Origin of the sequence: Stenotrophomonas sp. (assembly GCF_050737575.1) — a bacterium.
Classification (GTDB): domain Bacteria; phylum Pseudomonadota; class Gammaproteobacteria; order Xanthomonadales; family Xanthomonadaceae; genus Stenotrophomonas.
Genome location: NZ_JBOHXW010000005.1, coordinates 74,315 through 88,305, shown reverse-complemented (window position 1 = coordinate 88,305; position 13,991 = coordinate 74,315). Strand labels below are relative to the sequence as shown.

Genomic DNA, 13,991 nt, shown 5'->3' with positions numbered 1-13,991 from the left:
GGTTAACGCTCATGCAGACTTTCAGCGGTGTACTTCTTGAACGGGCTCAGGAAGTAGTCGATCACCCGCTGGCGATCTGTCTTCACTTCCGCGCGCACGGTCATACCGGGTGCCAGCGGGACATCTTCGCGGCCGACGCGCACGTGCTTCTCCTGCAGCTGTATGCGCAGGCTGTATAGCGTGCCTTGACGCTCATCGTTGATCGCATCCTGCGAAACATGCAGAACCGTTCCGTGCAGGATTCCGTACTTGGTGAAGTTGAAGGTCTCGACTTTCACCGACACCGCTTGCCCGGCACGGACGAAGCCGACGTCCTTGTTCTTCAACTGTGCTTCGATCTCCAGCGCTTGATCGGCCGGGACGATGACCATCAACGGTTGCGCAGCGGTGACCACGCCGCCCGCCGTATGCACGGCCAGCTGTTGCACGGTGCCATCCACCGGTGCGGTAAGGCGGGTGAGCATGTCGCGGCGTTCGGCTTTGACCAGTTCCTGTTGCAGGCTGGTGGCGCGGCGTTCGTTCTGATGCAGCAGGTCGAATACCGTGCGCCGGTATTGCGTCAGCGTGCCTTCCTTGCGTTCGACAGCCTCCTGACGTGAAGCGTTGAGTTCGACGATATGGCTGCGGCGCTCGGCCAGTTGCCGTTCCTGCTCCATCAGTTCCTGTTGCTTGGTCAGGTAGTGATGCTTGGAAACCAGCCCTTCGCCGGCCAGCTTGGCGTAGTCGGAAGTGATGCGTTGGGTGAGCGGCAACATCTGCGAAAGTTTTTCGGCCGATTGTTGTGCGGCATGAATTTCCGCATTTCTACGGGAAATCATCGCCTCGCTCTGGGCGAGATTGCTGCGCAACTCTTGATACTGGCTGTGCAACCATTCGTTTGCGGCCTGTTGTTGGGCGATGTCGGCTTGCGGCAATTTGGAAGTGATGTCCGCAGGCGGCAGGCTGTGATCGATGGCTTCCAGCATGATGCGCGCGCGGGCCGTGTCGACCTGGGCGGCAAGCAGGTCGTTGTTCAACCGTTCCAGATCCGCGCCGGTGAGGCTGGCGTCCAGCTCGACCAACACATCGCCGGCACGCACGGTCTGTCCGTCGCGCGCATGAATGGCTTTCACCACTGCAACTTCGTGCGATTGAATGACCTTGCTTTGGTCACTGGGAACGATGCGGCCTTCGGCACTGGCAACCACGTCGATCTTGCCGACGATTGCCCAGATCACGGCCAGACACGCAAAGGCGATGATGGTCCATTGGATGTAGCGCGGTGCGGGATGCACCGGCGATTCCTGCAGCGCCTGGGCGGCGGGCAGAAACTGCACTTCGTGCGCCTCCAGGGTGGGCGAATCCAGGCTGCGCCGACGCCGCCAAGCATTGTTCCAAACGTGTAGATACCGGCCTAGAAGTTCGCGAAGGATGCCGTTGGAGCGTGTCATCGTGTCGTCTCCTCAACCCTGTTGTAGCTGATGGAGATGCGCATAAAGCCCGTCGGGTAGCGCAAGCAGGGTTTCGTGGCTTCCCTGTTCGGCGATCTGGCCGCGTTCAAGCACGATGATGCGATCGGCATGGCGCACCGCGGATAGGCGATGGGCAATGATCAAGACCGTGCGTCCTTGGCAGATCTGCTGCATGTTCTGTTGGATGACACGTTCGGATTCATAGTCCAAGGCGCTGGTCGCCTCGTCGAAGATGAGAATCCGCGGATTGCGCATCAACGCGCGTGCGATGGCGATGCGTTGGCGCTGGCCGCCGGAAAGCGAGGCGCCGTGTTCGCCGACCAGGGTGTCGTAGCCTTCGGGCATTTCCAGAATGAATTCATGGGCGCCGGCCAGTTGCGCGGCGTGCACTACCGATTCCAGTGGCGCACCCGGATCGGTGAGGGCGATGTTCTCGCGGATGCTGCGGTTGAACAGCATGTTCTCCTGCAGCACCACGCCAATCTGCCGGCGCAGTGAACTGACGTCAGCTAGCGACAGATCCATGCCATCTACCAGCACGCGGCCGCTATCAGGCACATGCAGGCGCTGCAGCAATCGGGTCAGCGTGCTCTTGCCGGAGCCGGAGCGCCCGACCAGACCAATCACTTCACCGGGTGCGACGTTGAGACTGATGTCGTGCAGCACATCTTGGCCGTCGCTCCGGTAACGGAAGCGCACGTGATCGAATTCGACGGCACCTTGCAGCACGGGCAAAGGATGTCGATTGCCTGCGGAGGATTCGGTATGCGTGTTGAGGATATCGCCCAGCCGCTGCACCGAGACGCTGGTCTGTTGGAAGTTGGGCCACAACTGCGCCAGGCGCATGATCGGTTGGGCAACGCGACCGGCCAACATGTTGAAGGCGATGAGCTGGCCGACCGAGAGCTGCCCTTCAATTACCAGACGTGCACCCAGCCACAGCGTGGCGAGCGTGACCAACTTGCCAATCAAACCGACGCCTTCATTGGCCAGCGTGGAAAGCACTTGCGTCCTGAAGCTGGCCGCGACGTAGGCAGCCAACTGGTTGTCCCACCGTCGCGAGGATTGCGGCTCCACCGCAAGCGCCTTCAGCGTGTCGATACCGGTCAGTGATTCGACCAGAAAGGCCTGATTTTCAGCGCCGCGGCTGAAGCTCTCCTGCAATCGCGCACGCAACAACGGCGTGATGAAGAGCGTCAGCGCCAGATACAACGGCAAGGACAGGAGTACCACCAAGGTCAGCCAACCGCTGTAGAACAGCATCACCGCGATGAAGAGCATGCAGAACAGCAAGTCCAGCACCAAGGTGATGGCATTGCCGGTGAGGAAGCTGCGGATGTTTTCCAGCTCACGTACGCGTGCGACCGAATCGCCGACGCGACGTGCCTGGAAGTAGGCCAATGGCAAGGCAAGTAGATGGCGATACAGCCGTGAGCCGAGTTCTACATCGATGCGGCTGGCGGTATGCGCGAACACGTAGCCGCGCAGGCCGCTGAGCACGGATTCAAACAGCATGATCGCCAGCAGGCCGATCATCAGCACATCCAGCGTGGACAGCCCACGGTGCACCAGCACCTTGTCCATCACCACCTGGAAGAACAGCGGGGTGATCAGCGCGAACAGCTGCAGGAACAGCGATGCGACCAACACTTCACCCAACACCTTGCGGTGCTTGACGATGGCGGGGATGAACCAGGTGAAGTCGAAGCGCGGCAGTTCACCATCGCTGGGAGCATCCGGGCGCAGCAGAATCAATCGCCCGGACCAGCGTTGGTACAGCGCATCCAAGTCCATCACCTGCGGGCGATCCTGCCCCGGAATCTGCACCAGCGCTTTGCCCTGATCGACCTTGGCGAGAATGAAGAAGTGCCCATCCTTGTCCTTGGCAATTGCCGGCAACGGTGTGCGCATCAACCGCTCGGGACGTGCCTTGATCGGCTTTGCCCGCAGGCCAAGTCGGCGCGCGGCAAGGATGAGCTGGTCTGCCTTGAAGTGATGCTCGCCATCGCCGAATTCATGGCGCAGTTGCTCCGCGCTGGCGGCGATGGTGTGGAATCGGGCCAAGGTGACAAGGCACTCCAGCCCGCTGTCCTGGGCCGACGTCGGAGATTGCTGCGATGTCACGGAGGCTTCCTGTTCCATTGTTGCGGCCTGTTCGGGCGATCAAGTGCTGGCAGGGCCGATGGTTTGCCGGATTGATGCGCCCGATGCGATCAAGACGAAGCGTCTCGATCAATATGGGCTCTATGGATAAACAGGAAGCGCCGCGCTCGCCACGAGAAGTGTCTCAATTGCAGCGAAGGGTGATGCAGTGCGGGTTTGAAACGGGTATGCGGGTGGTGATGCGGTGATGCCGGTTGAGGGACAGGAAGTGTTTGTCGCCAAACAGTCGCTCGACGGTTTCGATGGCGATGAGCGGACAAAAGAAGGGCCGGAACGTTCCGGCCCCTCGCTTGCATGCTGCATTTGATCTACTCGTTAGACCCAGGTGGCAGCGAGTACCGGTGCCAGCGCTTGTTGGTACGCGTTGGACAGGCTTGTCTGGCCCAACGCAGGTGGCGCGAATGCCGCCATGGCATCGACCAGCTTGTCGATGTTCGCGGTGTCGAGGGACTTGCCGTCGCCGACGTCGATGAAGTCGAGTATGTTTTTGCGCTGGGCGAAGAAGTTCGCCACCGTGACCGAATCATTTGTGCCGATGACGTTGATCACCAGGTTTTTGCGCTTTGCGTCGGCACTGAACCATAGCTGGTCGCTGCTGATTTCGTTCCGGAATGACAGGGTGTCGACATCTTGGAGCGTTCCTACACCGCAATAGATCGTGTCGTTTCCATCGCCTCGGTCGAAGATGAAGGTGTCGTCGCCCCTGCCGCCATAAAGACGGTCATCACCCTTTCCTCCGACAAGAATGTCATCACCGTCACATCCCTGGAGCGTGTTTGCGTCCGAATTTCCGATCATCAGGTTGTTCAGGCCATTGCCCATGATGCTCCGTGTATTTCCGCCCTCGGAGGCCGTGAAATTCTCGACATTCATATACTTGTTGGACGCGACGCAATCGACGGAGAGGTAAATGGTATCGGTTCCACCGCCGACTGCCTCAATCACGACGTCGGCGGCGTTGTCGACGTAGTAAATGTCATTGCCCGCACCACCAATCATCGTGTCCGCACCGATACCGCCGTCCAGAACGTCATTGCCGTCCCCACCTTCAAGACGATCATTTCCTTCGTATCCGTACAGGTGATCATTCCCGGCGCCGCCGACCAGCTTGTTGGTTGCCGCATTGCCATGAATGACATCAGCACCCTGCGTTCCAATCGCATTCTCAATCACCGCGCCATAAGCGATGCCGATTGCATTTTCGCCTGTGTAGATACCCTTGATGTTGATCGCGGCGGGAACTTCGTAGGTGATCGAGCTGTAGCTGCCTTCGGTCAAATTGATGTTTGAGCCGTGCTTGTAGTTGGAGAGGTCAATGGTGTCCTCGCCGCCGCCATCCCAGAGAGTGGTATAGAAACCCGCACTGGGGTCGTACTTATAAATCGTGTTACCGGCGTTGTGACTGTTGTTTGCCCCATACAGGTATTGCAGCGCTGCGACATCATAGATGCCGAGGCTTTCGGTTTCCGCGCGACCGAGGTAGTTGCCATTTTTGTCCACCATCAGGACATTCGTTCCACCAGTATAGGACATTACTGTTTCCAGCGTGGTGAATCCGGGGGCGTAGACTCCCGTGGCATGCCCTGGGTGGTCTAGGGCCAATACATGCCCCACTTCATGCAGTGTAAAAGGAACGTCGTAGCCGGAATACCAGGATGCCCATACATCGCCACCGAATGATTGCGCATATGGGCCATAAGCCCAGCCACCGCCCATGGTCCAGTCCGACTGGGTGTCCTGCCCATTGAAGCGAATCGTGGCTTCACCATCGACCTCTTCATCGATGTACTTCAGATTGATATCAAGGATGCTGTTGTAGACATCCATCGCCTTGTTGATGTTGGCGATCTGGATCGGGTTTGAAATGGCGCGGAAGTACGGCAACTCCCCTCTGATCCCATACGGCTCATCGGAGAAAATCGCATCTTCCTTGGTGATGGTCCAAGTGATCGTACGGTCTTCGCCCAGTGTCCATTTCCGGTAGGAGATCAGCTGGTCGATGTGGTGGATACCAGACGGCGTGGTCTTTTCGATTCCAGGGGACATGGTGTTTCTCCTGTTGAGAGGGCGAGTGCTTCAGCGGTACTTGCTTCATGTCAGGCGTGAAGCCAATGACGCGTGTCGTGGATCTGCTTCCGCCTTGCGATGCGCGGGTAGGAAGCGGGCTTTCCAGGACGTTCGCTGCGAGGTGGTTGACCTCGTTGGTGCCGAATCCGCCTTCCGTTGAGCGGCGGGGCCGCAGGGATGGCGTGGTTCTATAGAACGGCTTATCGATGGCGGGTCGCCACCGGATACGTCTCAAATGTTGGAAATTTTCTTTTGTTTTTGTTTCTCGTCGCAGTTAGGTTGTGATGGTTATCACAATGAAGCGAAAGTCGCAGTTGTAATGGATGGAAAAAATTTTCGATCCGCTTTGGCGCGCTGTAGCGGCTATGCCATGACGTCGCGCACGGCCCAGCGTGTTACGTCGTGAGGTGGCGCTTCCTGCTGATTCAGTGGATTTCCATTGATTGCAACGGAACACGGCTGTGCACGTGCTTGTGCATGAGGGGGCCGCGCGTCCAATCAAAGCGGCGCGAAGGACTGTGCCTGAGAGAGCTAGGAGCGCCTTTCGTGTTGAGTCGCCGTCCTCTTCTGCGCAAACGTTCGACGCTGTTTCAGCGCCGCAACGTCTTCGCCAGTGCAAGGCGCAACAGTCGGGCTTCGATCCGCTCGCCGAAGCTCTGAGGTGCATCCAAGCCCATTCGCTGCAGATACATCGCATCGTTCTCGCCGGCGGATTGCCGCAGCGCAGCCACTACCATGCGCAGTTTGTCGGCACGCGTACGCGTGTTGGCTTTGAGCCAGGTCAATGCGCGTAGCAGCTCCTGTTCGAGCGGGGTGAAGTCGCTGCCCAGCGGGTAGTCGGGCAGGCTGCCGTCGTTGCGGAAAGGGGCTACTGCAGCACGAAGCATGTCGGCTTGATTGCGTTGCCAGGCAGTTGGCGCGGTGAATGCATCGCTCACCTTTTTAGCAGCCTTGGCTTGGTTCAATAGCGAAGATTGGAAGGCCGCGTCAGTGATTGCGGTCATCGCGATGGCGCAATCTTCATCGGTGCGATTGCGCAGGTCGGCAATGCCGTATTCGTTGACGAAGATGTCGCGGAGGTGGCGGGGAATCGTGGTGTGACCGTAATTCCAACGCACGTTGGATTGTGGCTTGCCGGCGTCATCGCGAAGCGCGCGGAACATCAGAATGCTGCGCGCATCCGGCAGTGCATGCGCCATCGCAACGAAGTTGTATTGACCGCCAACACCAGACACCACACGTCCATCCTCCAGTGCGTCGGAAGCCGCAGCACCCAGCGCGCTTGCGATCATGCAGGAGTTGAAGAAACGCGCATCGCGGCGTTGCAGTCGCTCCAGTGTTTCGTTGCCGCCGTAGAGTTGATTGATCTCACTGATGCGGCGCATACCGATCGCGCGGCATTCGCCCTCGGGCAGATGCCGCAGCCAGTCGTAGAATTCCGGCGAACCGAGATAGAAAGCCCCGTGCAGATACTCGCCTTCAGCGGCGAGTGTGGCGTAATCGGAGCCGTAGGCGCTGCCGTTGGCAAGGCGCTGCATCACGGCAAGGTCTTCATGCACCTTGCGGTGGATGACGCCGCTTTGTACCAATACGCGGAAACCTTCGTTGAGCATCTCGCTGCAACCGTACAAGCCGATATCGAAGGGCTCCAGACCGCCGATCTCGTGCACAAGTGGGTTGTCGGAAAGCTGTGGGTCCAACGCCTGCAGAATCTGCCTGTAGCGTGCATTTTCGGTGTGCCGCATTACCAGCGCGTGGCTGAGTGCATCGGCCAGTGTGCCGATGCCGATCTGCAGTGTGCCGCCGTCGCGTACCAAGGTGCTCGCGTAGAAGCCGATGGCATAGTCGGCGTCGCTGACCGGTTGCCGTGGCAGGCCGAACAAGCGCGGATACGGCCCCGGCGGGACCACCACCAGGTCGAAGAAGTCGGCCTCCACCGTTGCGCTGCCACCCAGCCAGGGCAGTTGCGGATCCACCTCGGCAATCATCAACGGGCGCGGCAGGCCGCGTGCGGAAATGGCATCCAAGGTGTCCTGGGTGATGTCGTTGTTGCACGACATCGACAGGCGTGTGCTGCCTTCGCGGAAGGCCACTTTCTGCACGATGGCGTGCGGTGCACGTTGTGCTACTGCATCGGCGGCGTGCGTGTAGTTGAGGCTGGTGTAGTTGCGCTGTGCCTGCGACGAAGCCAGCAGGGCGCCGGACTGCATGTAGAACTCTTCCACCTGCACATGCGCGGGCAGCGCGTCGCGGGCGATGGCGTCGGCGTAGGCCAGCCGTGGAAAGTCATTGCCGAAATGGCGCTCGACAAACGGCCGCAGGAAGCGTGCTTCCAGGCCATCGCCCTTGGCTTGTGGTGGATTCAGCGAGAGCGCGGTGTACAGCTGCAGGGGCCGCGAATTGTCAGCTTCGATCCGTGCATACAGCGCATTGAGCAACCGGTGAGGTTTGCCCAGCGCCAGCGGCGCGGCGATGCGCAGCGGGCCCTGAGTGCGGGTCAACAGCCACTCCACGGCGGCATCAAGGTCGGTCAGGTAGTGCGGCATGGGGTCCGGCTCCTGCGGTGTGGGGGCATTACAGCACGGGCGCGCTGAACTCCTGTGCAGGCACTTGACAGTGCAAATGTTTACTTATGTAATCGCAAAAAATTACAGGCGTAAACGATGATCCAGATCAGTGAGGCCGAAGCCGTCGTGATGCAGGTGCTGTGGGGGCAGCATCCGCTCTCTGCCGATGAAGTGATGACGCGCTTGCCGCGCAGCAACGACTGGGCCGAAGCCACGGTCAAGACGCTGCTCAATCGCCTGCTCAACAAGGGTGCGATAGGGGCAGAGAAGGATGGCCGTCGCTATCTGTACTCGCCCTTGGTTGAACGTGACGCTTGGGTGCTGGAGGAAAGCAGCAGCCTGATTGATCGCTTGTTCGACGGCCGTGTTGCGCCGCTGGTGGCGCATTTCAGCCAGCACCAGAAACTCACCCGCGATGATGTGGCCGAGCTGCGCAAACTGCTGGAGACGCTTGATGATGAGCAGCACTGAACTTCTTCGTGCGCTGTTGGCGACGGCGCTGGCTTCGAGTGCGGCGATGGTGCTGGTGATGTTGCTGCGCCGGTCGGTGCGCCAGTGGCTCGGCGCGAGCGCGGCCTATCTGCTGTGGTTGGCGGTGCCGGTGACCGCGCTCGCGGTGATGTTGCCTGCGCCACGTGTTGTTGTCACTGCGATGGATGCCGTTGGCATGGCGCCACGAATTGGTGCGGTACTTGTAGAGCCGCTGCAGTCGCTACCGATGTGGCCGCTGCTAGCCGCCGGTATCTGGGCATGCGGTGCATTGTTGACGGCGATTGGGTTGACGCGACAGCAGCGGCGTTTCGTGCGCGGGCTCGGTCGCGTGGAACGTCGGGCCGACGGCTTCTGGCAGGCGCAGGCGGTCGCGGGTTTGCCCGCGGTGGTGCAGCTATGGCGGCCGCGAATCGTGTTGCCTTCCGGTTTCGAGCAGCGCTACACGCCAGAAGAACAGCAGCTTGTGGTGTTGCATGAGCAGGTGCACGTGCAGCGCGGCGACATTGTCGTCAATGCACTGCTGGCGTTGATGCAATGCATGCATTGGTTCAATCCACTGCTGCCGTTTGCGTTGCGTCGCTGCCGTGAGGATCAGGAATTGTCATGCGATGAACGCGTTGTCGCCCGCATGGGTGGCGCGCGCCGGAGTTATGGCAACGCAATGCTCAAGACCGGCTTGGCGTTGTCCCCGTTGCCGGTGGGTTGCCATTGGCAGAACCAACATCCATTGAAGGAGCGTATTGCCATGTTGAAGCGTCCGGTTCCGGGTAAGAAGCAGTGGTTGATGATGGGCCTGTTGTCGGTAGCGATGTCGTCCGGGCTGGGTTATGCCGCATGGGCAGCGCAGCCGGCCACGCTGCAGGCGGCGCCTGTCGGTGCGTTGCATGCCATCACACTTGAAGTGGATGCGGATGGTGAGCGGCAGCAATTCCAGATTCGCGAGCATCTCGGTCAGCCCTTTGCGTTCACGTTGCAATCCGGTAAGGGCGTGACCTGGAATGCGGAGTTCATGTTGGAAGCCGCAGATGCGGGGCAGCTACGTTTGAGCGGCGAACTGAAAGCGGATGGTGTGGTGGCATCACGCCCGATCCTGCTGATTGCCACTGAAAAATCCGCGCAGGTGAAAGTGTCCAACGCCGGCGGCCATTCGGTGCTTGACGTGATGTTGCAGGTTTCGCCCGCAACGTCCGTTCAACAGCACGCCGCTGCAGGCAAGGGGCGTATTTCCGTCGAGCCAGAAGCCACGCCCGCCAGCATTCCCAGCTTCGCGACGATGTCGCCGCCGCGTTACCCGCCGAGCATGCACACCGGCGAAGTGTGGTTGAAGATCGATGTGGCCGCTGACGGTGCAGTGACCGGTGTGGTGGTTGACCGCAGTTCCGGTCATGCCGATCTGGATGCGGCAGCGGTTGACGCTGCGCGTGGCTGGACCTTGAATCCCGGCAGCAAGGATGGGAAAGCGGTAGCCGGGCAGGTGCGCGTGCCGGTGCGTTTCGATATGGACAAGACCGAGACGGAAACGACGGACGTGACGTCTTGAGTGGGACGCTGCGCTTGCTTTCGTCAGTTGGCCGCCGCGCCAGCTGGCCTGGTGCGCGCGCCGGAATCGCAGTGCTTGTGGCGGCAACAGTGGCCGGCTGCGCAAGCACGACGCCAGTGATCGATGATCCCGACAATCGCTACAACGTCGGCCAGCGATTGCTCACGCCCGAAAGCAACGGCGGCGCAGCCGGCGCGATCCAGGCCTACACGATGGCCGCGAGCGAAACCTTTCGCATGCCGGTGGCAGTGCAGTCCGCGCAACCAATCGTGCCTGCAGACTACGCGCGGCAAACGCTGCCGCCGACAACACTGTGCGTCCGCGTGATCATTGCGGCAGATGGGCAGGTTGAGCGGGTAGAGCCGCTGCTGGAGCATGCCAGCTGCGAGGTGGGACGCGAGCCGGAGCACGCCGCATTGCTGCAGGCCTCGATTGCAGCGGCCGGGCAGTGGACGTTTCAGCCGGCGGCCATCTGCCGTTTCGCGCCGGGAACCGCGCCTATGGAACAAGGCAATTGCGCGGGTGCAATGCAGGTGGAAGACGTGCCGGTGACGTTGTTGTACGCCTTCACCTTTGAAGTGGTGAAAGGCGAAGCACGGGTGCGAAGCCAGAGTGGTCTACGCTGAAGTATCCGTGGCGTTGAGCTGCGCCGACGAAGGACTGAACCCCTTCGTCGGCGCGGCAGATCAGGGACGGTCGAGTAGCTGGTTCAGCAGTACTGCCAGCCGTTCGCCAGCCAGGCGGACCTGCGCTTCAGCCACGGGCCGCCAGGTATCTGCATATTGCTCGTCCAGCTTGCGCGTGTCCGGATAGACGCCCGGGCGCATGGCGATATGGCAGGACTCCACGGCCCAGTGCGGCGCATCGCCTTGCAGATCGGGACGGCTCACGCCTGCAGGTGCGGGCAGGGCGAGCAGCTGTTGCAGGAACTGCTCGTCGTTGCGGCCTTGGGCATAGAACATGCCGCTGTCCCACAGTGAATGCAGGTTGGTGCCGCGCCCGTCGAACTGCAGCTGGTGGGTGTTGCCGCCACGGTCGTGGCCGTAGCCGGCGTGCATCGGCTGGTGGATGTCGCCCATCAGGTGGACCACAAACTTCAGCGCCTGCAGGCGTGCGGCGTTGGTGTTGCTGCGATCGGCAAGCAGCGCGGATTGCGTCTTGAGCGCCTCGACCACGCATTTGCCGTCCGGGCACTGCGTGGGTTGCACATACACGCAGTCGTCTTCGCCCATGTTGATGTAGTGCCAGCTGGCCGAGCGCTTGCCCAGGCTGGGGTCCTGCGCACGCAGCTGATCGGCCCACGGGGCGATGCTGTCCAGCGTGGCGCCGGGCTCGGCGGCGAGCAGGTGCTGGATTTCGGCCTTGGCCTGCGGGTCCAACAGAGGGTCGGCGATGCGCGCTACGAGTCGGTGGCCTTGCGCGCCCCACGCCAACGCTTGGCCGGGGAGGAGCGCGGTGGAGCAGGCAGCAACCAGCAGCAACTGCAATGATCGGAGAGAAAACGTTTTCATCGCCGCATTCTAGCGGCACTGGTGCGCGTGTTTGCATGCCGCATATGGCGAAACCGCACCCGCCGGGAACGCCGGGGGTGCGGTGGTGTCGTCGCGCTACAGCGTTACCGCAGGGCTCAGAACTTGAAGACGTACGCCATGCCGTAGACCAGCGGGTCGATCTTGGCGGTGCCCAGATTGGCGCCGTTGACCTTGACCTTGGTGTCGATGTCAGCCCAGCGCATGTCCAGACGCAGTGCGCCCTTGTCGCTCAGCGCGATGTCCATGCCCGCATGCGCGGCCAGGCCCCAGGAGTCTTCCAGCTTCAGCTTGGTGCCGGCGAGGGCGCCCTTGCTGTCGGTGCTGAAGAACTTGGTGTAGTTCACGCCCAGGCCGACAAACGGGGTGATCTTGCTGCTGTTGGTGAAGTGGTACTGCAGCGAGACGACCGGCGGCAGCTGCTTGGTTTCGCCGACCTTGCCGACGCCATTGATGCTGATTTCGTGCTTGAACGGCAGCGCGGCCAGCACTTCAACGCCCACGTTGTCGGCGACGAAGTATTCAAAGGTGACGGTCGGGCGGACGCTGCTGTCGACCTTGGTCGGCAGGGCGCCCAGGCCCAGGGCCGAGCCATTCAGATCGCCTGCATCGGACTTTGGATCGACGGCGTGTACGCCGACGCCCAAGGTCCAGTCGCCCTTGGACTGAGCCATGGCGGGAGCGGCGGCCAGGGCCATGGCGGCAGCCAGGCCGGAGAGCAACAGGGCGGAAGTCTTGCGCATGTTGTAATTCCGTTACGTGGTGGAGGTGGCGCCAGTGTCCCGGCGCGACTCGAAAGCCGCTTTGATCCTGATCAAACAAGCGTTTGCGCTCAGCGGACAGTCAGTCGCGCTGGCGTTGGGCAAGGGCGGTGAGGGCGGGCTGTGCTGTTAGAATGGCGGCCCCTTTCCACCCCGCCGCAACGGGTTTGCGGCTGCAGGAGCTTGTGAACATGGCAATCAAGGTCGGCATCAACGGTTTCGGGCGCATCGGGCGCAACGTGCTGCGTTCGGCAGTGCTGAACTTCGGCAACGACATCGAGATCGTGGCCATCAACGATCTGCTGGAGCCGGATTACCTGGCCTACATGCTCAAGTACGACTCGGTGCATGGCCGCTTCAAGGCCGATGTGGCCGTTGATGGCAATGACCTGGTGGTCAATGGCAAGAAGATCCGCCTGACCCAGGAACGCGATCCGTCCAACCTGAAGTGGGACGAAGTAGGCGTTGACGTGGTCATCGAATCCACCGGCCTGTTCCTGACCAAGGAAGCGGCGCAGAAGCACATCGATGCCGGCGCCAAGAAGGTGATCCTGTCGGCTCCGTCCAAGGACGACACGCCGATGTTCGTGTTCGGCGTCAACCACAAGACCTACGCCGGTCAGGCCATCGTCTCCAACGCTTCGTGCACCACCAACTGCCTGGCCCCGCTGGCCAAGGTCATCAACGACAAGTGGGGCATCAAGCGCGGCCTGATGACCACCGTGCATGCGGCTACTGCCACGCAGAAGACTGTCGATGGCCCGTCCAACAAGGATTGGCGCGGCGGCCGCGGCATCCTGGAAAACATCATTCCGTCCTCCACCGGCGCTGCAAAGGCCGTGGGCGTGGTGATTCCGGAATTGAACAAGAAGCTCACCGGCATGAGCTTCCGTGTGCCGACCTCGGACGTGTCGGTGGTCGATCTGACCGTCGAGCTGGAGAAGGAAGCCACCTACGCCGAGATCTGCGCCGAAGTGAAGGCACAGAGCGAAGGCGCGCTGAAGGGCATCCTGGGTTACACCGAAGACAAGGTGGTGGCCACCGATTTCCGCGGCGAGACCCACACCTCGGTGTTCGATGCCGAAGCCGGTATCGCCCTGGACAGCACCTTCGTCAAGCTGGTCAGCTGGTACGACAACGAGTGGGGCTATTCCAACAAGTGCCTGGAAATGGTGCGCGTTGTTGCTGCCTGATTCGCAGGCTGCATGAATGAAGAAAGGGCGCCTTGAGGGCGCCCTTTTTTTGTTGCTCAGCAGAGCGGAACCTTGCTCCGCTGGGGCCTGGCCGGTAAAGCCTTGCCGAGCTTGGCTCGGCACTACCGCTTGATGCGGTCGGGGATGCTGGGATTGCGCTGCGCTTCATCCCAGCCTACGGAGAGGTGCCTGGACGGTTGTTGCCGGCGCACATCGCCGGGCCCGCCA

10 protein-coding genes are annotated in these 13,991 nt (G+C 61.0%); 4 read left to right on the top strand and 6 right to left on the bottom strand.

Going from position 1 to position 13,991, the window contains the following annotated elements; all coding sequences use genetic code 11:
• Window positions 1-2 precede the first annotated feature (2 nt).
• The 4 genes from ACREP4_RS11015 to ACREP4_RS11000 all read right to left on the bottom strand — a co-directional run bounded on the left by ACREP4_RS11015 (window position 3) and on the right by ACREP4_RS11000 (window position 8,227).
• On the bottom strand, window positions 3-1,430 hold the full coding sequence (locus ACREP4_RS11015; RefSeq protein WP_431596226.1) for an HlyD family type I secretion periplasmic adaptor subunit: 1,428 nt from the start codon (window positions 1,428-1,430) through the stop codon (window positions 3-5).
• Between the two features lie 12 nt (window positions 1,431-1,442).
• Complete coding sequence (locus ACREP4_RS11010; protein ID WP_431596225.1) at window positions 1,443-3,593, bottom strand: type I secretion system permease/ATPase; 2,151 nt, start codon at window positions 3,591-3,593, stop codon at window positions 1,443-1,445.
• 336 nt (window positions 3,594-3,929) lie between these two features.
• On the bottom strand, window positions 3,930-5,660 hold the full coding sequence (locus tag ACREP4_RS11005; RefSeq protein ID WP_431596224.1) for a M10 family metallopeptidase C-terminal domain-containing protein: 1,731 nt from the start codon (window positions 5,658-5,660) through the stop codon (window positions 3,930-3,932).
• Between the two features lie 611 nt (window positions 5,661-6,271).
• Window positions 6,272-8,227: an acetyl-CoA hydrolase/transferase C-terminal domain-containing protein gene (locus ACREP4_RS11000; protein ID WP_431596223.1), complete on the bottom strand. Its 1,956-nt coding sequence runs from the start codon at window positions 8,225-8,227 to the stop codon at window positions 6,272-6,274.
• Between the two features lie 120 nt (window positions 8,228-8,347).
• Here ACREP4_RS11000 and ACREP4_RS10995 point away from each other — a divergent pair, with 120 nt between their 5' ends.
• The 3 genes from ACREP4_RS10995 (at window position 8,348) to ACREP4_RS10985 (ending at window position 10,906) form a co-directional block, all read left to right on the top strand.
• Window positions 8,348-8,719, top strand: a complete 372-nt coding sequence (locus ACREP4_RS10995; protein ID WP_431596468.1) for a BlaI/MecI/CopY family transcriptional regulator — start codon at window positions 8,348-8,350, stop codon at window positions 8,717-8,719.
• Entirely contained in the window at window positions 8,706-10,280 is a 1,575-nt protein-coding gene (locus ACREP4_RS10990) for a TonB family protein (RefSeq protein ID WP_431596222.1), read from the top strand. The genes ACREP4_RS10995 and ACREP4_RS10990 overlap by 14 nt, the downstream gene beginning before the upstream one ends.
• Before the next feature lie 116 nt (window positions 10,281-10,396).
• Window positions 10,397-10,906 carry a hypothetical protein gene (locus ACREP4_RS10985; RefSeq protein WP_431596221.1) on the top strand — a complete coding sequence of 170 codons (510 nt, stop codon included), beginning with the start codon at window positions 10,397-10,399 and terminating at the stop codon, window positions 10,904-10,906.
• A gap of 60 nt (window positions 10,907-10,966) precedes the next feature.
• Here ACREP4_RS10985 and ACREP4_RS10980 read toward each other — a convergent pair whose 3' ends face one another.
• Window positions 10,967-11,791, bottom strand: a complete 825-nt coding sequence (locus ACREP4_RS10980) for a S1/P1 nuclease (RefSeq protein WP_431596220.1) — start codon at window positions 11,789-11,791, stop codon at window positions 10,967-10,969.
• A gap of 116 nt (window positions 11,792-11,907) precedes the next feature.
• A complete protein-coding gene (locus ACREP4_RS10975) occupies window positions 11,908-12,552 on the bottom strand; it encodes an OmpW/AlkL family protein (RefSeq protein ID WP_431596219.1) in 645 nt (214 codons plus the stop codon).
• A 209-nt stretch (window positions 12,553-12,761) separates the two neighbouring features.
• On the opposite strand from ACREP4_RS10975, the gene gap reads away from it, so the two are divergent.
• A complete protein-coding gene (gene gap, locus ACREP4_RS10970; RefSeq protein WP_431596218.1) occupies window positions 12,762-13,763 on the top strand; it encodes a type I glyceraldehyde-3-phosphate dehydrogenase in 1,002 nt (333 codons plus the stop codon).
• Window positions 13,764-13,991: the final 228 nt, after the last annotated feature.